Below are 19,626 nucleotides of genomic sequence, written 5' to 3'. Positions count from 1 at the left end.
GGGTTGTGTAAAAATTTACGCTTTTGATTTAAGCCAGCATAGTTACCGGATTCTCAATATAAGCTTTTAAGGTTTGTAAAAATTGAGCACCAGTAGCGCCATCAACCGTTCTGTGATCACAAGCTAGTGTCAATTTCATAGTATGACCTACTTTTATCTCTCCGTTTTTCACCACAGGCTTCTCTACAATTGCACCTACCGATAAAATTGCTGAGTTAGGCTGATTGATAATACTGGTAAATTCAACAATACCAAACATTCCCAGGTTACTAACGGTGAAAGTTGATCCTTCCATCTCTTGTGGCTGCAATTTCTTATTTCTTGCTTTGCCTGCCAAATCTTTTACTTTACTGCCTATTTGCGTCATTTGCAATTGATCTGCAAATGGCAACACCGGAACTACCAATCCTTCATCTACCGCAACCGCTACGCCAATATGAATGTGCTTAGCTATTTTTGTATGGCTCTCTTCCCACTGTGAATTTACTTGTGGGTGTTTACGAAGCGCCATAGCCGTTGCTTTTATTACCATATCGTTGTAAGATACCTTTACATCGGGTAAAGCATTGATTTGCGTTCTAGATTGCATTGCGTTTTCCATATCTACCTCAATGGTTAAATAATAATGCGGTGCATTAAATTTAGAAGCCGACAATCTTTTAGCAATGGTCTTTCGCATACTTGAATTTTTCACCTCCTCAAAAGATTCTTCTCCCGCTGGTGTAAATTCTTGTACCGCTGCAGTTGCCTTTTGCGACTGTACATCGCTTTGCTCTGTTTTCTTCTCGGCTTGTTTTTGGCTAGGTTTAAATTCCTCTATATCTTTTTTAACAATACGACCGTTTTCTCCGCTGCCTTTAACTTGAGCTAGATCAATACCTTTATCTGCCGCCATTTTCTTAGCTAATGGTGAAGCGAAAATACGCTTACCACTGGCATCTTCGTGTTGAAAATCTTCTAAAGAGATATCTCCATTAGACTGACTTTCTTGTTGGCTTTCCTGCTGATTTTCTTTCTCTTCTGTATTTGATTTAGAAGACTTTTCGGTTTTTGATTTTTGTTTAGAACCACCCGAAATAATACTGCTTACATCGGTTCCTTCTGGGCCTATAATAGCTAAAAGCGCATCAACCGGTGCGGTTTCACCCTCTTGAATACCGATATGCAACAAGGTACCTGAGTAAAACGACTCAAACTCCATTGTAGCCTTATCGGTTTCTATTTCGGCTAAAATATCTCCCTCTTCTACTTGATCTCCTTCGGCTTTAAGCCACTGAGCCACCGTACCCTCTTCCATCGTATCGCTCAAACGCGGCATAGTGATTACCTCAACATCTTCTGGAATTTCATCTGAACTTCCAGAATCATCAGTTTCTTCAGCCTTTTCATCTTTAGCTTTGGTATCTTGTTCTTTGCTTGATTCTTCTTGACTCTTATCCTCGCTCTCTGAAGTATCATTATCTTGTAGATATTCGCTGATATCTTCTCCCTCTTCACCAATTATAGCAAGCAAGGCATCTACAGGGGCTGTTTCTCCTTCTTCGATACCTACGTGTAGAAGCGTTCCCGAATAAAACGATTCAAACTCCATCGTAGCTTTATCGGTTTCTATTTCGGCTAAAATATCACCCTCTTCTACCTGATCTCCTTTTTGTTTTAACCATTGAGCTACAGTACCTTCTTCCATGGTATCGCTCAAACGTGGCATTTTAATAACTTCGGCCATAATCTACTATACTGTTTTATGTGGAGTAAATGGATAATCTTTTTGTTCGTAAACCGAATCGTACATCACGCTAGTTTCCGGGTAATCTGACTCTTCGGCAAATTTTTCACATTCGCTTACCAAATCTTTAACGCGCTTATCTATGGTTTTAATTTCATCTTCGCTTGCCCATTCGTTTTCCTTGATTTTATCAAGTACTTGGGTAATCGGATCTATTTTTTGGTATTCTTTTACCTCATCTTTGGTTCGATAATGCTGCGCATCACTCATCGAGTGTCCGCGGTATCTATACGTCTTAAGATCTAAAAAGGTAGGTCCGTCTCCTCTTCTAGCACGATCGATGGCCTCATCCATTGCCTCGGCTACCTTTTCTGGATTCATAGCATCTACAGGGCCACAAGGCATTTCATACCCTAAACCAAGCTTCCAAATATCTTCATGATTGGCAGTTCTTTTTACCGAAGTACCCATAGCGTATCCGTTATTTTCTACACAAAATACAACGGGTAATTTCCAGTTCATAGCCATATTAAAAGTTTCGTGCAAAGTACCTTGTCTAGAAGCACCGTCTCCAAAGAAACACAAGGTTACATTATCGCGCTTAAAATATTTATCGCCAAAGGCAAGACCTGCCCCTAGAGGTATTTGACCTCCTACAATTCCGTGACCACCATAAAAACGATGTTCTTTAGAAAAAATATGCATAGAACCGCCAAGACCTTGGGATGTTCCTGTTTTTTTACCATAAAGTTCGGCCATCACTCGTTTAGGGTCCTCGCCCATACCAATAGGTTGCACGTGATTCCTATAAGCCGTAATCATACGGTCTTTCTTTAAATCCATCGCGTGCAAAGCACCAGCAAGTATGGCTTCCTGACCGTTATATAAATGTAAGAAACCTCTTACTTTTTGCTGTATGTAAACCTGAGCAAGTTTATCTTCAAACTTGCGCCAAAACAACATGTCTTCATACCACTTTAGGTATGTTTCTTTGGTGATTTTTTTCATCTGATAAAAATTTAAATACCTGCGTCTTCTTACGCCAAACAAAAATAGGGTTTTCATATCTCATGAAAAAACGAATTACCCTTTTATAGTTTTTTTTTATAGAAAACTGGAATCGAAGGCCAAAGGTAGCAAATCTAGAACGGCATCTACCTTGTAAACCGGACCTGTTTCTCCCATAAAGTATACTGGTATTGGGGTTTTTTGCTTTTGTTCATATTCGGCCATAGCCTGCCTGCATGCTCCACAAGGTGAGGCCGGCTGACTGATTATTTGGTTGTGGGCTTTTACGCAAATGGCAATAGCCTCTATTCGCGCTTCTGGAAAACGAGCTCCTGCAGAATAAATAGCGGTGCGCTCGGCACACATGCCCGATGGATACGCAGCGTTCTCTTGATTGTTACCGGTTACCACTTCTCCGTTACTCAACTGTATTGCTGCTCCTACCTTAAATTTAGAATAGGGCGCATAGGCATTGGCACGAGTTTTTTTTGCTTCTTGCATTAAAGCAGCTACTTCTGCTGGTAATTCATGCTCTTGAGCATAAATTTTTAAAGCAATGGCCAATTGTTTTTTCTGTATACTCATAACGACAATTTAAGCCAAAAAAAGCCGAAAACTATTCATTTTCGGCTTTTTTTAACGACTCTATTTTATTAATACTCGTAATACTCTTTTCCTAAATTAAAGGATAAGCTAAAACGCAACGTACCTTCTAAAGGATTGGCTACCGCTTTAGACGTAGAAAAAAGATAAGAAACATCTATCTGTGCAACAGAATACCTGAAGCCGGCTCCTAAACTTAAAAATTTTCTAAATCCTTTCACTTCACTTTCGTTGAAATATCCTACGCGAAATGCAAAGCTATCTTCATACCAATACTCTGCACCTAAAGACCAAGTGAATTCTTTTAACTCCTCGCTGAATCCGTCTGGTGCATCTCCCCAAGAAGAGAAAATTGCTCCAAAAGAACTCTCGTTATACCAATCGTCTTCACGATCTATTCGCAAATCGCCATTTGAATCGCTTGGAGTAGGTACCAATAGTTTATTTACCTCACCATACACACCTATTTTGTTAGCGGCATCGAAGATAAAATCAAATCCTGCTCCAGCCTTAAAATTGGTAGGAATAAAATTCTCCTGTCCCGCATCATCGTATTTAAGCTTGGGACCGATATTAGAAATATTTACCCCTGCACGCCATCTACCGTTAAAATCACGGTAAGGAATCTCTTCACTTTGATAAAATGACGAAATATCTACCCCAAAGGTATTGGCAGCATTGGCATCGCCGTCTAAACCTTCAATTTTTAAATCTGAACGGATGTACCTACCGGTTACTGCCATAGAGATTTGCTCACCTAGACGCAGCGCATAGGTTAAATCTAAAGCTACTTCATTTGGCTCAACCACACGAGGCTGCTGATCTGGAGTGTCGCGTAGTTGTATTTCACCCTGACCAAAATAGCGTAAACTTGCAGCTACTGCACTACGCTCGTTGAATCGGTTATAATAAGACAAAACACCTAAATTAATATCGGCTACCAACTCTCTTAAGTAGGGTACATAAGAAAAGCCTACTCCTTGTTGTTTTTCTGCGAATACAAATTTTGCGGGATTCCACTGCTGAGCATAGGCATCTACAGAGGTGGCTACCCCTTGGTCTCCCATACCCGATGCACGTGCATCTCCCGATATAAGCAAGAAGGGAACAGCCGTGGTTACCACACGATCTTTTATAGTAGGTGCCTCTTGAGCTTGCGCGTTAAAGCTTGCTAAGGTTATAAGAGCAAGTAAAATATAAGATGTTTTTTTCATGTTTTTAAAATTGTTTGGCAAATATATGGTTTTATAGATTTTAGCTCCCGTTTAAGTCTAGAAAAATAATTATAGCATTAAAATAGCATCTATTTTTATAAAAAAGTATTTATCTATTGCACCCTTTTTATTCGGCTTAGCTATTCATGAACGTATAGTTTCGGCTTTCTATTGTTGTTTTGCTTATTTATTTCTAATAGCAGAAAAAAAATCCGCGTAAGCAAATTTATACTTTATAATATGACTAACTTTTCATACTTCTCTGCGCGTTTATTGGTTAGGGTAGATTTTACCGTTAGCTTATACACATAAACCCCTTTACCTATGCGATCGCCAAAATCATCTCTGCCATTCCAAATAATTTCACGGGACAAAAAGCCTGTAGTGTTCACCACTTGGCGTGTAGACCACACTATCTTACCAGTAACGGTAAAAACTTGTACTTGTACTTCTAGCGGCTCGTAAGGCCTGTTATGGTTAAACCAAAACTCGGTATAACTAGAGAACGGATTGGGGTAGTTTAACACACGAGTGATTTTAAGTTCATCGCTACCGGTAACTACAAATTGAATTTCTGCCTCAGAAGAATTGTTATAAACATCCCAAGCAATAAATTTAAGCGTATGTAAACCCTCCTCTAGATCGCGCAATTTATAGCGAACTTTTCCTCGGGTGTAATCGTCTACCTCGGTTTCATAAAAATCATTTACCACTAGAGGGTTGGCTTCATCGCCGTCTAAAATTGCTACTAAATCGTGCCCGATTCCACTAGCTGTATTGATCCCGTTCTCGTCTTGTAAATGCACCAATAAAAATGGACTGTCATTAGTGATGCCTCCGGAGATAAAACTATCGTCATTCATAAATAGCTGTATTTCTGGTCCTATATTATCTTCTGGGGCGTTTTGATTGATACCTCCTACCAAAATCGAATTATTATAACCTTTTTGATCGACTAGCGCCTCGCTTTCTTCGGCATAAAAACTCACCCGGCCTTCCCCTACCGGTATGGCTATATCTTTAGGTACCACAAACTCAAACGAAAACAAGCCCTCACGCACCGAAGCGTTGCCTCTAAAAATAATTTCTCCTAAGGTTTCAAATTCCATTATCGCTAATTGTCCGCCTATCATAGTACCATCATTCCCTAGCGTTTTACGCTGCTGCTTTTTATCAAAAACAATTGAACTCAATTCACCGGTATAATTGCTTAGCCGCTGACCGCTGGCATTAACCACCTCACCAGATATTTTAATTTTACTCAATGCCTTTAAGGTGTCTTGACTTTGGGCTATGGGCACATCATTTAAATGGGTTAGGCGCACTTGAGGCTTAGGCAATTGCAACTTCATAGCGGCATCTCCAAAGTAAAATATTACCCGCCGGTCAAAACTACCGTTATCATTTTTGGCTTTTCGCACGGCTTCGGCTACACTATCATCGGTATTGTTATAATTGAACAAATAGGGTGCAAATTGCGTATTAAAATTTTTCCCTGTACTTACCGATATATCTCGAGTGGTGGCTACCATCGCCACCGAACCACTTTTGGATTGATGTAAATTTAACTCGCCTGGCGAGACACGCAAGGGGTTATCAAAGCGGGTAAAAATACAGGTAACCGTAACCATCACGTTGTAACGATTTTCATTTTGCCAACTTAATATATCGTCTTTGGTAACAATCCGCTCGGCAGCCAATCCGTTTTCTCCCCCGTGTCCCAGGTAATTCACCACGGTAACCCCAACATCAATTGCCTCGGCAATAGCCTTGTTTACGGCAGGATATCTAAATCCTCCAGAACTAGATTGCTGTTCATAGGCATCGGCGTGTATTTTTTTAACATTTATAAAAGGCTTGTTGGCTGCTATATCATCTCCTACCTCGTCAAGCGTAACTTGTAAATCGAAATCGCCCTGATTGGCATCATCAGATATCAATAAAAAGTTATTTCGCCAGCTTCCGAAAGATTCTTTACTCTCATAAGCGATAATTTTATCGACCGTACTGCGCGCCAAACTCAAATCATCAACCAGTAATCTTCCCACGGCAAGGTCTAATTTATCGGCAATTCTCATTTCTCCCTCGTCATCATCCATCATCCCATAAAAATCGTCTGATGCGACCAATTCACCTATACTCGAAAACAAAGGTAAATCTTGGTAAGTGGGCACAATATTATTGTTGTTAGGCAATCTATTTTTATAGTCTACCGAGGCATCTCCAAAAAGGGTCAGGTATTTTAATTTTCTTTGCGGATTGGGGGCGTTTTCATAAGCATATTTTACCAAATTACGAATAGCCACAATATCGGGTTTACCCGAACTAAATTCGTGATAAATCTCTTCAAGCAAAACCACCTTGGTGTTTAAACCATCTCTTTCTTCTCGATAAGCAGCCAATCGATTGGCTTCAGATTGGAATTCGGACGAAGTAACAATTAGATAGTCTAGATCTTGAGCCACTCCTCCAGCACCTTGAAACAAGCTAGCTTTCAAATTTTGGTTAGGTACACGCGCATTTCTATCATTTAACGGCGTTAAAAAACCCTGATTGCTAAAAGCGATGTATTTTCTTTGTTCGCCCATATTGGCTTTTAAGGTCAATTGAGCAGCGCCATCGTGCGTATAGGCCATTACTGCCGAAGGATTGGTGACATCCCAAATTTGAGCAATATTCGAGGCTTGTGTAAGTTGATATTCACCAATACCTGTTAGCAACGCGGCTTGCTTTTGTGTAAACGGCATTTGATTGCCTTCAAATTGCAATTTGCGTTTGGCTTGTACCCTGATATAATCTAAATAACCTACACTAGCAGGATTTCCTGCATTGTTGTAGGTAAAAGAAACCTTAATCTCTTCACTGTTAACCGAAAGCTCTTCATCAAAAGAACGCTGACTTCCATACACATACTTCCCAGTAACCCCAAAACTGAGATTGGCAATATTTTGGGTGTTCACAGCCACCTGCATACTGGTTTGTGACTCACTACTGGCAGCTGCAGCACCCAATACACGCACCGGCTCAGCTGTATCTAAATTAGTAAAAGAAAAGCTGTATTCACGGTTACTTTGTACATCAAAACGATCACCAAACCAACGTCTACCGGTAAGGGAAAGGTTGTAATCGTCTTCTTCATACACCTGTTCCTCATCAAAATTGGTAAAACTGTGCTGAGCATTTCCGTTGGGTTGGGTAATATCGCCTACGCGTAATCCGGGTACACCACCATAACTTAGGTAGTAGTAACTTTTATCGGCATATAAATGTTGTGTGGTTTTATTCTCTTCGCTCCACAATTCGTGTATTCCGTTAGAATAAAAAAGAATATAGTCGTTTCCATCAAAACTCCCATCAGCTTCCCCGACTACTTGAATGGCTACTTGAGGTAGATCGTAATCTTGGTTATCTGCATTTTTAAGCGGAAGCATTTCCCCTCCATAGCTATAAATTTTAAGGGTTCTAGGGTCTAGTGAACCTATGTCTACTCCCAATCGGCGCAGATAATTGGCAGTCAATTTATACACGCCTGCTTTTGGGGTGTAAAAACGAAACCAATCGCCAGTGGCCAACACAGAATTCTGAACATTTATATTTTGACGTAGGTTTTGGCGGCTGCGCTGTTCGGTTTGATAGCGCAAATCAAAACTCATCAAGCGCTGCAGTCTTCCATTGACCTTGCGCATTGCACTCACTTCAAGCAAATGGTAGACCTTATTTCTCGCTTGAGCTTTACTCATGCTCACTTCAATATTTGTCGGTATAAGGTTTTCTTCAAGTGGCGCAATAAGACTATCGGGCACGGCTGCCCATTTGGCGTTGCTAATAATAGGACTTACTGGTGTACCTTGAGCTTCCCATTGCACATAAACCTGATAGTTCCCCTTTGCTAAATGCACGTTCTTAGTTTGCTTAAGATTTGACTCCCAATGTACTTCGACACTACGCTGTTGCGGAAAGGCGCAAAAACCTATAAACAAAAAAATAAGAGAGATAGCATTTTTCATCATAATAGTAAACGCAATAGATTCAAATTCCGTATAAACGGCTGTAAAATTAAAGTTTTTCTAAGAGAAGTATACCATAAATCAAAATAAAGCGTTTGAAAGCCTAAGTATTTAAACGAAAAAATGAAATTCGTAGTAATTTTATAAAACAAACTTGTTAATTTAGCGTTAATTAGTATATTGCAATCCCAAAATCATTTACAAATTTACTTTGATATGAATGTAAAAATCATTTTTAAAACTTGCTTGGTTGTAGCATTTTCGGCTGTTTTAGCCAGTTGTAGCAACAAAGACGATTACAAAGACAACTCACGTGCAACGGGCTGGAGTTTAGACGGTCGTGAAGGCGGTCTTAAGTACCAAACCGATTATAAAGGACAAGAAACTGGTCCTGGATTGGTATTTATTGAAGGTGGAACATTCACCATGGGAAAGGTTCAAGATGACGTAATGCATGATTGGAACAACACCCCTACTCAGCAACACGTACAGTCTTTCTATATGGATGAAACCGAAGTTACCAATAGAATGTATCTTCAGTACCTAGATTGGTTAAAATACACCTTTCCTCCAACAGAAGAAAAATACAAAAACATTTATACCGGGGCATTACCCGATACCTTGGTTTGGAGAAACCGTTTAGGGTATAATGAAACCATGACCAATAACTACTTGCGTCACCCGGCTTATCAAAACTACCCTGTAGTAGGAGTTAACTGGATTCAAGCAACTGAGTTTAGTAAATGGAGAACCGAGCGTGTAAACGAATTGATTTTGGAACAAAAAGGTTACACCGCTCGTGGAGCCCGTTTTGAAGCCGATGCCTCTTCTACCTTTAACACCGAAACTTACATTAACGCTCCTACCTTAGTTTATGGCGGAAATGACGATATTACGCGTGGTGGAAAGGCCTCAGACCGAAGAGAAAAAGAAAATACACCTCGAACTAAAGACGGATCAGGAGAAGCTAAAAACCTTTATGTACAACGTAAAGACGGGGTTTTATTACCAGAATATAGACTTCCTACCGAAGCTGAATGGGAGTATGCCGCTTTAGGTCTTTCTAGTATTCGCGAATACAACAAGTACCGCGGTAGAAAGAAATATCCATGGGACGGGCAATATACACGTAACGGAAGCCGTAAAACTAGAGGGGACCAATTGGCAAACTTCAAGCAAGGTGATGGTGATTATGGTGGAATTGCTGGATGGTCTGATGATGGTGCCGATATTACTGCCGAAATCAAATCTTACCAACCAAATGACTTTGGTTTATATGATATGGCCGGTAACGTAGCCGAGTGGGTTGCTGATGTTTACCGTCCTATTATCGACGATGAGTACAACGACTTTAACTACTATAGAGGTAATGTTTATACCAAAAATGCCATTAACCCAGACGGAACAGTAAAGGTGGTGACGGCAGACAGCGTAGTATTTGATACTCTAAGTAATGGTAGCGTTGTTGCACGTGCTCTACCAGGCGAAATTGTAAAAGAAAACGTAACTACAGAAGATACTTACTTGAGAACGCAGTTTACAGAAAGTGACAACCGTGACTTTAGAGATGGTGACAAGCAATCTTCAAGATACTTTAGAGAAGATAAGAACGACCCAATGTACAATTCACCTCAACACAGTGTGACTGCAGTAAAAGATAGCACTGGAGCTGTTTCTCTAGATAGACAATACGATACCAATAACAACCGTACCACTTTAATCGATAATGAAGTACGTGTGTACAAAGGAGGTTCTTGGAGAGACCGTGCTTACTGGTTAGATCCAGCACAGAGAAGATATTTCCCACAAGATATGGCAACCGATTATATCGGCTTTAGAAATGCGATGTCTCGTGTAGGCTCTAAAAGCCAAAAAGGAAAAACAGCACGTTAATTCGATTGCATTCTTTTTAAATTAAATAAAAATCCCTTTTCTTTACCAGAAAAGGGATTTTTTGATTCTATACTTTATACTATATGACTAGGCTATATCAATTATTTCAGGCAAGTACAGGCGTTTCCACCGATACACGCAGCATCCAAAAAGGAAATTTATTTTTCGCTTTAAGCGGAACCAATTTCAACGGCAACCAGTTTGCAGCAAAAGCCCTTGAAGCCGGCGCTAGTTATGCTGTAATCGACGACCCTCAATATGCTAACGAAAAAACATTCCTTGTAGAAAATTGCCTACAAAGCCTACAAGCCTTAGCCACCGAGCACCGAAAAAAATTAAATACGCCGATTATCTCCCTAACCGGTAGTAACGGTAAAACCACCACCAAAGAACTTATAGCAAAAGTGTTATCCTACAAATATAAAATAATTGCCACCCAAGGAAACCTCAATAATCACATAGGGGTACCCCTGAGCCTGCTTCAGCTTAAAGCGGATACACAAATAGCGGTGATTGAAATGGGAGCTAATCATCAAGGAGAAATTGCTCAATTATGCAAAATCGCTTATCCAGATTACGGCTATATTACCAATTTCGGGAAAGCCCATCTCGAAGGTTTTGGTGGCATTGAAGGCGTAATCAAAGGCAAAAGCGAATTATACCAACATTTAATTTCAAAAGATAAAAAGATTTTTATCAATCAAGATGATCCCAAACAAGTTGAATTAACCCAAGACTACCCCAACCGCATAAGCTTTGGTAGCGATCCCACAAGCGATTACGCCATTCATAAAACAACCAACAATAATTTCGCTCAAATTAAAATAGGTGATGAAGTTATTCAAACCCAATTATTGGGTTTATACAATGCTCAAAATGCAGCAGCTGCGGCAGCTATCGGACAGTATTTTGAAGTTCCATTGCATCATATCAAAGAGGCTTTAAGCAGCTACCAACCCAGCAACAACCGCTCGCAAATTACAAATCACGGGAGTATAAAAATTATTATGGACGCTTACAATGCCAACCCCACGAGTATGCTCGCTGCCTTGGAAGAGGTGTCGCAATTGAAAGCAGACCAAAAGACTATAATTTTAGGCGATATGTTTGAGGTCGGCCCCACTTGGAAGGAAGAACATCAAACCATAGTCGACACGCTTAAAAAGCAAGCATACACAAACGTATTTCTCTGCGGAAAACAATTTATGCAAACCGACCTACCCGAACAATTCTGCGCAGTAGCCGAGACGAAGGAATTAATCCCAGTGCTAAGCAAAAAAGACTTTAGTGAGCAGCTCATCTTTATCAAAGGTTCTCGAGGAATGGCGCTAGAACAGTTACTGCCATACCTTAAAGAACAATAAAAAACCTCTTTCTATATAAAGGAGAAAATATAAGACACTTTAAAACTTTGAAGAAAACAAAATCTCTCAAGCCTTAGCGGCTTGGAGATTTTTTGTTTACATCCACTACTTCAAAAGAAAAAGGGATTCAAGATCCCTAAGCGAAACCAAAATAGGAAATACAATCCTCCCAAGCCTTAGCGGCTTGGAGATTTTTTGTTTACATCCACTACTTCAAGCTGGGGCTTGGTAGTGGATGTAAACAAAAAATCCCGATGAAAGTCTTCATCGGGATTGTGCTTCTTGTGGGCGCGAAGGGATTCGAACCCCTGACCCCTTGGGTGTAAACCAAGTGCTCTGAACCAACTGAGCTACGCGCCCAATTTTTTTGTGAAAGCTTTTTGTTGTGGGCGCGAAGGGATTCGAACCCCTGACCCCTTGGGTGTAAACCAAGTGCTCTGAACCAACTGAGCTACGCGCCCATGAAGATGGACTGCCAACACAAAAAAATTGTTATTTAAAGAACATAATCGATTTGTAAACACTAATCAATTGCGAGTGCAAATATAAACTATTTATAAATTGCTGCAAGTCTTTAATGAAAAAAAATTAAATTATTTCAGCTACAACAAAAGTACTGCCACCCACATAAATGATATCACTAAACGAACTCTGCTTTCTGGCTGCGGCAAAGGCTTCTTCAACCGAAGTAAAAACCTCGCCCTTTAAACCAAATTCTAATGCTTTAGATTTTAGTTCTTCCGCTTCCAAAGCTCGCGGAACCTGCGGAGCACAAAAGTAATAGTGTGCATCTTTAGGAAATAAAGGTAAAACCTGAGATAAATCTTTGTCTTGTACTACTCCTAAAACAAAATGCAACTTTTCATGAGGCAAGGCAGTCAATTGCTTTAATACAACTCCCAAACCCTCTTTGTTATGAGCAGTATCGGCAATGCTTAAAGGGGCTTGTTGTAAAATTTCCCAGCGTCCTCGTAAACCAGTACGCTGCACTACTTGAGAAAAGCCTTTACTTATTGCTTCATTAGAAATGGACCAACCCCTGTGCTTTAACACCTCTACACAAGCCATCACGCCTCTGGCATTTCCTTGCTGATAAGTTCCTTTTAAATCCAATTGAATATAGGCGGGCAGTTCGAAATCTCTAGCCCAATACAAAGGTGCTTTTAGTGTTAAACTCCTCTCTTCGAACACTTGATGAGTTTCGGGATGAAACTCACCTATTACCACAGGAACTTGAGGCTTGATGATCCCCGCCTTTTCTAATGCAATCGCCTCCAAGGTTTCACCTAAAATTGCAGTATGATCTTTACCGATATTCGTTATCAGAGATAATTCTGGGGTAATGATATTGGTTGAGTCTAATCGTCCCCCTAAACCTACTTCGATTATGGCTACATCTACTTGTTTGCTTGCAAAATAAGCAAAAGCAAGTCCTACACTCATTTCGAAAAAAGAAAGCCTATGTTCTTCTAAGAAAACTTTATGCTGCTGAATAAAATCAACTACAAAATCTTGCTCAATACATTGTCCGTCAATGCGGATACGCTCTGTATAATCCTTTAAATGTGGCGAAGTATATAAACCCACGCGGTAACCAGCTGCCTGTAAAACCGAAGCTAACATATGACTGCTAGAACCTTTCCCGTTGGTACCGCCTACATGAACCGTTTTAAATTTTTTATGGGGAGCACCTAACACCACAGAAAAAGCCAAAATGTTGGTCAAATCTTTTTTAAAGGCTACTTGACCTTGACGCTGATACATAGGTAGCTGCCCGAACATCCAGTCCAGGGTTTCTTGGTAAGTCATAAATTTATTCAGATAACTTAAATTCGTACTCGATAAAACCGGTTTGTTTGGCAGGGGCGTTAGCATCGCTATTAAATCGTGTAGCCAAGGCAGCGCGTTTGGCGGGCTCCATCAAGCAGGGAGCAGTATTGGTAGTCCCTCGTGCTCCTGGGGTAGCTCGAATCACCTGACCTTGTTGATTGACTTCTATTTTCACTACAACCACACCAGATTCGTTACATTCTTGTACAAATTTTTCTTTATTCAGGGCTTTTCTTCCGCCTAAGCGATAATTGCCATCACCATCTAATCCTTTACCCTGTCCATAATAACTTTTAGCATTGGGATCGCCAGAAGGATCTCCTTTATCTCCCCCGCTAGAGTCGTTACCTTCTCCACCTTGATTGGCTCCATCATTTTCAGGACCGTTTAACAGGTTATTCAAGGCATCAGAAGTTTCTTTAGATGGTTTTTTAGGCTCTTCCTTAACCGGTTCTTGAGGCTTTTCTTTTTCGGGAACCTCTTGCTTTGGTTGTTCTTTCTTATCTTTCTGTTCTTTTTCTACAGGCTGCTTATTCTCCTTTTCTTTGGCGATTACTGGTGCTTCCTCAGTGTCTTGAGTTTGCACTTCATCGGCTACCGGACTAGAATTTTCTTGCGGACTCGGTGTAGGTTCTGGGGTTTGCTGCTGCGGAGAACTGGCCACTGGCTCGGTGGGTTGTACTTGACCTGAACCTATTTCTGAAGTCCCAAAATTAATAGCAATTCCATTTTCTGGTGGCGGATCTAAATATGTAAAGCCAAAGAAAAAAAGCAATAGGAAAATTATGGCCGTAATCACACTAGTAATGGCCGCAGATTTTCGTTCATATTTGGTTTCTAGTAATCGCACAAATTATGGTTTTACGGCTAATACTACTTTAAATTGATTGCGTTTGGCTACATCCATCACATAAACCGCTTCTTGAATAGGCACCGATTCTTCTGCACGCAAGATAATAGTTGGCGTTTCTACACTTTGCAGTCGTTTTTGCAACTCTAGCTCTAAATTCTCTTTACGGATTTGCTCCTGATTTATAAACATTTGCATGTCTTTATTGATGCTCACGGCAAGCTCGTGTTTATTGGTGGTTTTACCTTTAGCTTTTGGTAAAATAAGGTCTAAGGCCTCCGGAGTGATCACCGGCGAGGTCAGCATAAAAAACACCAACAACAAAAACACGATGTCGGTCATCGACGACATACTGAATTCGGGGCTAACTTTATTTCTTCCGCGTAAATTCATACCTTATACGGGTTCATTTAACAAATCAAGAAAATCTACCGCCGTAGCTTCCATTTGATGCACCACTTTATCGGTTTTAACTACCAAATGGTTATAACCGATATAAGCAACAATACCTACAATTAATCCGGCAACGGTTGTGGTCATCGCCGTATAAATACCCTCTGCAAGAGAACCCATTTCGGCTTGACCGCTACTGCTAGCCAATTCATGAAATGCTAAAACCATACCAATTACAGTTCCCAAGAAACCAATCATTGGGGCAGCTCCCGCGATTGTCGCTAAAACACTAACATTTTTTTCTAACTTATACACTTCTAATCTACCCGCATTTTCTATGGCGGTATTGATATCTTCTAACGGACTACCAATACGACTGATACCCTTTGCAGTGAGACGAGCCACAGGAGAATTTTCTTGAGCGCATCGCACCTTAGCACCTTCTATATTACCGTTGGCAACATGATCTTTTATTTGATACATAAAGTTAGCATCGGTTTTTGAGGCGGCTTTTATAGCAAAAAGACGTTCAAAATAAATGTATAAAGCGGCGATAAATAGCACGCTTAAAATGGCAATTACAATTATTCCGCCAACTCCCCCGCTGGTTAATAGTTCAAGAAAAGAAAATGTTTTTTCTTGAGGCAAGGCTTCTGCATCTTGAGCTACCTCTTGGGCTACATCTTGTAAAGTCATTAGGTTTAAAAAGTTTAGTTTCATAAGAATAACGATATAAAGCGTGTAAAATTACCTCAACACTTAAAATTATTTTAAGCGCTTTTACAGGCTCAAAGCTACAATGATTTTTGCAAGCACAAAGAGCCTGTAGTAATTTTTTAACTATAAAAGAATTGCTCGATAAAAATAAAGGTTAACGCACCAGAGATAAATCCGATAGCTGCCAACCAAGCAATCTTCTTTAAATACCAGATAAAATCAATTTTCTCCATACCCATTGCAGCTACCCCAGCGGCAGAACCTATTACTAATAAGCTGCCTCCTGTACCTGCCGAAAAGGCAATAAAATGCCAAATAGGACTATCGGTTTCAAAAGTGTACATTCCCATTGTTGCAGCCACCATAGGTACATTATCTATTAATGCAGAAAGCGCTCCGAGTAATAATACTACTACATCCATATTTGGTATAGCAGCAGAAACCTTTTCGGCTACATAGCGCAGGGTACCCACTTCTTCTCCGCCTATGCTTCCGTAAACCAAACTCTCTAAAGCGGCCACCGATAATAAAATTCCCAGAAAAAAAAGTATACTTGAAAATTCTATTTTAGATAAAGCTTTATGCGTCGAGTATAAGTGCTTTTGCTTTTTGGGTAAATTTTTAACGGGTCGAACATACTCTGAAACCAACCAAACTACTCCCAGAGAAAACATCATTCCTAAGTAAGGCGGCAAACCAGTGACACCTTTAAAGATAGGCACAAAGGCAATTCCCGCCAAACCTACATAAAGCATGGTTTTACTGCTTAACAAGCGCTCTGCCTCTTCATCTATAATCATCTCTTTTCGCATGGCTTTTCCTTTAAATGGCTTTAGTTTGGTAGCAATGAAAAAAGGAACCACAAAACAAACCAATGAAGGAACTATCAGGTATTCAGACAAGCCCAGAGCCGTTACCTTACCGCCAATCCATAGCATGGTAGTAGTAACATCTCCAATTGGCGACCAAGCTCCTCCCGCATTGGCAGCGATGATAATCATACTGGCATACCACACCCTGTATTGATGGCGTACCAAAATCTTACGCAATAAGGTAATTAAAATAATAGTGGCCGTTAGGTTATCGATAATAGCCGAAAGCACAAAAGCCAGCGCTCCTAGTATCCATAGTAATTTTACTTTACTTTTAGGTTTGATTACTTTTTTTATAATCCCAAAACCACGGTGCAAATCGATAATTTCGACAATGGTCATGGCTCCGATTAAAAAGAAGAGAATCTCGCCAATACTGCTAAAATGATGCATTAAATTGGCTTTAAAACCATACAATTGCGCATCGGTGTCGGGCTGATCGATTTGAAAAATATGACCATGGTAATCGACAATAGAAAACCAGCCCTGATTAAAACCAACGGCTAAAAGTGCCCACATGAGCGTTCCCATCAACAAAGCCGGCACCGCTTTATCTAATTTGAGCGGATGCTCTAAAGTAATGGCTAAATAGCCCATTACAAACGTAAAAATTAATAAGCTTGTCATTTTTAAAAGTTAGATTAATTTTTCTAAGGCAATCTCAAAAGCCGTTTGCGATAGATGAATAGGATTATTGTTCTTAGAATACACGTCTTGTAAGGCCTGTTTAATAGTTTGTGAGACATCATTAAAAATAGCCTCATCTTCAATTTTGGCCTCGGGCTGCATTAAATAAGCAAACACACGAGCCATACCGCAATTAGATATAAAATCTGGGATTATGCTTACATGCTTATCGGTATATTCCATAATGGGTCCAAAGAAAATCGCTTCATCGGCAAACGGAACATTAGCACCGCTTGTAATTACTTCTAGACCACCAGCAATCATCTGCTCTACTTGCTTCTGGGTAACCAATCGTGAAGCTGCGCAGGGAGCAAAAATTTGTGCTCCTACATTCCATATTTGTTCGTTTACCGCTTCAAAGCTAAGCATATCTTCCGCTTTAAGCGCATTGCCTTCTCGCGTCGCATACAATTCTTTTAAACGCTCAAAAGAGATACCCTCTGGCTCGATAATACCTCCAGTTCTATCTATAATTCCAACAATTTTAACACCCATAGCTGCCAAGTAAAAAGCAGCTGCACCGCCTACATTGCCAAATCCTTGAACAATGGCTTTTTTGCCAGCCAATTCACCACCATAAATTCCGTAATAATGTTTTACAGCCTCGGCTACGCCGTAGCCTGTGATTAAATCGCCAACCGTATAACTTTGTTCGGCATTAGGCAAAAAAATAGAGGTATCTACTTGCTTAGAAACCCCTTGTTTGAGTTGGTTGATGCGGATGTTTTTTTCGTGCTCATCGGTATTGAAATGCCCCTGAAAAACTCCTTCTTGCGGATGCGTGACACCATAAGTCTGTGTAATGGGAATGACCTCTGTGCGCTGATCTACATTCATATCGCCGCCCGTACCGTAATAATTCTTTAGCAACGGACTCACCGCTTGGAACCATCTTTTTAAAACTCCCTGCTTACGCGGATCGGCTGGATCAAAATTTATACCCGATTTTGCTCCGCCAATAGGTGGACCACATACCGAAAATTTTATCTCCATGGTCTTTGCCAATGAGAGTACTTCATTTTTATCTAATCCTTTACGCATACGCGTACCCCCACCAGCAGCACCGCCACGTAGCGAGTTTATAACCGTCCATCCTTCTGCCTCCGTCTCTCGGTCTTTCCAATGAAAAACAATCTCAGGTTGCTTATTTTCGTATTCTTGTAGTAGTTTTTTCATCATAATTCTAAGTAGGTTCTATAAAATTTTCGCACAAATATAAGTAAACATAAATGTTAAATAAATAATAAGCTTTTAATTTTGCTAGTTTTTTTTAGCAGAAATAAACAACCAAAAGCGAGTTATTATTTCATTCTCATCAATTACCTTAAAACAGCATTAAACAAGTCCGTTGTTTTAAGCGAAATCGTTCTATTTTTCTTTACGGATAAAACACCACTCCCGAAGAATGATCGATTGAGGCACCCGTTACACTAGCGTATACGTTATTCAATCCGACTAAGCGTAACATGCCCAAGAAGGCAAACACCAAGGCTTCCTTAAAATGGATAAGTTCATCCTTTGGCAAGATAAGTTGAGCAGCGGTTAGATTGCTAAATCGAGCAATCAAAAATTGGTTAAGCGCACCTCCACCGGTAAGCAAAATACGCTGCTGGGGTTGAACCACGGCTGCCAATTGATGCGTCATATGCTCGGTTAGAGTACGCAGTATGCTAGTAGCCGGTAAATCGAAGCTCGACAGTATGGGAAGGCAAACCGCATTCACCCATTCGAGCCCCAATGATTTGGGTGGTAAACTTTGGTAATAAGCTATGTTTTGTAGTGCATCAAATAAAGTTTCATCAAATGTTCCTTTAGCGGCTAACCGACCTTCTTCATCATAAGCATAGCCTAATTGACCTGCGTACCGGTTTAACAAGATATTTAACGGACAAATATCGTAGGCAATACGACGCTTTTCGTGGTCGTAAGAAATATTTGCAAATCCTCCTAAATTGATGCAGGCATCATATTCTCCAAAAAGCAAAGCATCTCCAACGGGAACTAAAGGTGCACCCTGACCGCCCAGTTGCACATCTTGTACTCTAAAATCACAAACCACACAAACACCTAATAGTTGTGCAAGCTGAGGCAAATTACCAATTTGCAGCGTATAAGCTTTTTCGGGTTGATGAAATACCGTATGCCCGTGCGAACAAACTGCCGCTACCTCTTTGATAGGAATTTGATATTCTCGCATAAATTGACGAACTATTTCGGCTAAATATTGGGTGTAATTCTGGTTTAACTGCTCTAAGGCCGCAGAATCGAGCTGTATAGCATTTGCCAAGCTTGCTTGCCATTCAGGCGAATAAGCATAGGTTTTGGCATGCAACAACTCGTATTGATAAGCGTTTCCTTGCTCATTAAAACGCACAGCAACAACATCTACACCATCTAATGAGGTGCCAGACATTAATCCTAAGTAAAGCGGGGATTTCGTTTTCATATTCGTAAAAATAAAA

The 19,626-nt window shown here is 40.3% G+C and carries 14 protein-coding genes and 2 tRNA genes; 2 read left to right on the top strand and 14 right to left on the bottom strand.

Annotated elements, in window-relative coordinates:
* Positions 1-28: 28 nt before the first annotated feature.
* The 5 genes from ACFSQ0_RS01295 to porU form a co-directional block, all read right to left on the bottom strand.
* On the bottom strand, positions 29-1,726 hold the full coding sequence (locus ACFSQ0_RS01295) for a pyruvate dehydrogenase complex dihydrolipoamide acetyltransferase (RefSeq protein ID WP_379043038.1): 1,698 nt from the start codon (positions 1,724-1,726) through the stop codon (positions 29-31).
* 6 nt (positions 1,727-1,732) lie between these two features.
* Complete coding sequence (gene pdhA / locus ACFSQ0_RS01290; protein ID WP_379043035.1) at positions 1,733-2,734, bottom strand: pyruvate dehydrogenase (acetyl-transferring) E1 component subunit alpha; 1,002 nt, start codon at positions 2,732-2,734, stop codon at positions 1,733-1,735.
* Positions 2,735-2,830: 96 nt separating this feature from the next.
* Positions 2,831-3,313 carry a cytidine deaminase gene (gene cdd, locus ACFSQ0_RS01285; protein WP_379043068.1) on the bottom strand — a complete coding sequence of 161 codons (483 nt, stop codon included), beginning with the start codon at positions 3,311-3,313 and terminating at the stop codon, positions 2,831-2,833.
* Positions 3,314-3,387: 74 nt separating this feature from the next.
* Complete coding sequence (gene porV, locus ACFSQ0_RS01280) at positions 3,388-4,551, bottom strand: type IX secretion system outer membrane channel protein PorV (RefSeq protein WP_379043032.1); 1,164 nt, start codon at positions 4,549-4,551, stop codon at positions 3,388-3,390.
* A 233-nt stretch (positions 4,552-4,784) separates the two neighbouring features.
* On the bottom strand, positions 4,785-8,561 hold the full coding sequence (gene porU / locus ACFSQ0_RS01275; RefSeq protein ID WP_379043029.1) for a type IX secretion system sortase PorU: 3,777 nt from the start codon (positions 8,559-8,561) through the stop codon (positions 4,785-4,787).
* A gap of 213 nt (positions 8,562-8,774) precedes the next feature.
* On the opposite strand from porU, the gene gldJ reads away from it, so the two are divergent.
* The gene (gene gldJ / locus ACFSQ0_RS01270) at positions 8,775-10,451 is read left to right on the top strand and encodes a gliding motility lipoprotein GldJ (RefSeq protein ID WP_379043026.1); all 1,677 of its coding nucleotides are present in this window, start codon (positions 8,775-8,777) and stop codon (positions 10,449-10,451) included.
* Positions 10,452-10,534: 83 nt separating this feature from the next.
* Positions 10,535-11,815 (top strand): UDP-N-acetylmuramoyl-tripeptide--D-alanyl-D-alanine ligase, encoded by a 1,281-nt coding sequence (locus ACFSQ0_RS01265; protein ID WP_379043023.1) that lies wholly within the window; start codon positions 10,535-10,537, stop codon positions 11,813-11,815.
* A gap of 285 nt (positions 11,816-12,100) precedes the next feature.
* Here the strand turns inward: ACFSQ0_RS01265 and ACFSQ0_RS01260 are convergent.
* The 9 genes from ACFSQ0_RS01260 to ACFSQ0_RS01220 all read right to left on the bottom strand — a co-directional run bounded on the left by ACFSQ0_RS01260 (position 12,101) and on the right by ACFSQ0_RS01220 (position 19,610).
* A tRNA-Val gene (locus tag ACFSQ0_RS01260) sits at positions 12,101-12,175 on the bottom strand.
* Positions 12,176-12,201: 26 nt separating this feature from the next.
* Positions 12,202-12,276 (bottom strand) — tRNA-Val (locus ACFSQ0_RS01255).
* A 127-nt stretch (positions 12,277-12,403) separates the two neighbouring features.
* A complete protein-coding gene (locus ACFSQ0_RS01250) occupies positions 12,404-13,624 on the bottom strand; it encodes a bifunctional folylpolyglutamate synthase/dihydrofolate synthase (RefSeq protein ID WP_379043020.1) in 1,221 nt (406 codons plus the stop codon).
* A gap of 4 nt (positions 13,625-13,628) precedes the next feature.
* Entirely contained in the window at positions 13,629-14,495 is an 867-nt protein-coding gene (locus ACFSQ0_RS01245) for an energy transducer TonB (protein WP_147861076.1), read from the bottom strand.
* 3 nt (positions 14,496-14,498) lie between these two features.
* Positions 14,499-14,888 (bottom strand): ExbD/TolR family protein, encoded by a 390-nt coding sequence (locus ACFSQ0_RS01240; RefSeq protein WP_379043017.1) that lies wholly within the window; start codon positions 14,886-14,888, stop codon positions 14,499-14,501.
* A gap of 3 nt (positions 14,889-14,891) precedes the next feature.
* The gene (locus ACFSQ0_RS01235; RefSeq protein ID WP_379043065.1) at positions 14,892-15,584 is read right to left on the bottom strand and encodes a MotA/TolQ/ExbB proton channel family protein; all 693 of its coding nucleotides are present in this window, start codon (positions 15,582-15,584) and stop codon (positions 14,892-14,894) included.
* Positions 15,585-15,724: 140 nt separating this feature from the next.
* Positions 15,725-17,104, bottom strand: coding sequence for a sodium:proton antiporter NhaD (gene nhaD, locus ACFSQ0_RS01230; protein ID WP_379043014.1), 1,380 nt, complete (start codon positions 17,102-17,104; stop codon positions 15,725-15,727).
* A 9-nt stretch (positions 17,105-17,113) separates the two neighbouring features.
* Positions 17,114-18,340, bottom strand: coding sequence for a Glu/Leu/Phe/Val dehydrogenase dimerization domain-containing protein (locus ACFSQ0_RS01225; RefSeq protein WP_379043062.1), 1,227 nt, complete (start codon positions 18,338-18,340; stop codon positions 17,114-17,116).
* Between the two features lie 202 nt (positions 18,341-18,542).
* Positions 18,543-19,610: an anhydro-N-acetylmuramic acid kinase gene (locus tag ACFSQ0_RS01220; RefSeq protein WP_379043011.1), complete on the bottom strand. Its 1,068-nt coding sequence runs from the start codon at positions 19,608-19,610 to the stop codon at positions 18,543-18,545.
* Positions 19,611-19,626: the final 16 nt, after the last annotated feature.

This window comes from Mesonia sediminis, assembly GCF_042684705.1.
Classification (GTDB): domain Bacteria; phylum Bacteroidota; class Bacteroidia; order Flavobacteriales; family Flavobacteriaceae; genus Mesonia; species Mesonia sediminis.
This window is presented reverse-complemented; position numbering and strand designations above follow the sequence as displayed.

Bases quoted from the DNA above. Each gene is read 5' to 3' on its own strand.
- ACFSQ0_RS01295 (WP_379043038.1), bottom strand. From the start codon at position 1,726: ATGGCCGAAGTTATTAAAATGCCACGTTTGAGCGATACCATGGAAGAA.
- pdhA (WP_379043035.1), bottom strand. From the start codon at position 2,734: ATGAAAAAAATCACCAAAGAAACATACCTAAAGTGGTATGAAGACATG.
- porV (WP_379043032.1), bottom strand. From the start codon at position 4,551: ATGAAAAAAACATCTTATATTTTACTTGCTCTTATAACCTTAGCAAGC.
- porU (WP_379043029.1), bottom strand. From the start codon at position 8,561: ATGATGAAAAATGCTATCTCTCTTATTTTTTTGTTTATAGGTTTTTGC.
- gldJ (WP_379043026.1), top strand. From the start codon at position 8,775: ATGAATGTAAAAATCATTTTTAAAACTTGCTTGGTTGTAGCATTTTCG.
- ACFSQ0_RS01265 (WP_379043023.1), top strand. From the start codon at position 10,535: ATGACTAGGCTATATCAATTATTTCAGGCAAGTACAGGCGTTTCCACC.
- ACFSQ0_RS01250 (WP_379043020.1), bottom strand. From the start codon at position 13,624: ATGACTTACCAAGAAACCCTGGACTGGATGTTCGGGCAGCTACCTATG.
- ACFSQ0_RS01240 (WP_379043017.1), bottom strand. From the start codon at position 14,888: ATGAATTTACGCGGAAGAAATAAAGTTAGCCCCGAATTCAGTATGTCG.
- ACFSQ0_RS01235 (WP_379043065.1), bottom strand. From the start codon at position 15,584: ATGACTTTACAAGATGTAGCCCAAGAGGTAGCTCAAGATGCAGAAGCC.
- nhaD (WP_379043014.1), bottom strand. From the start codon at position 17,104: ATGACAAGCTTATTAATTTTTACGTTTGTAATGGGCTATTTAGCCATT.
- ACFSQ0_RS01225 (WP_379043062.1), bottom strand. From the start codon at position 18,340: ATGAAAAAACTACTACAAGAATACGAAAATAAGCAACCTGAGATTGTT.
- ACFSQ0_RS01220 (WP_379043011.1), bottom strand. From the start codon at position 19,610: ATGAAAACGAAATCCCCGCTTTACTTAGGATTAATGTCTGGCACCTCA.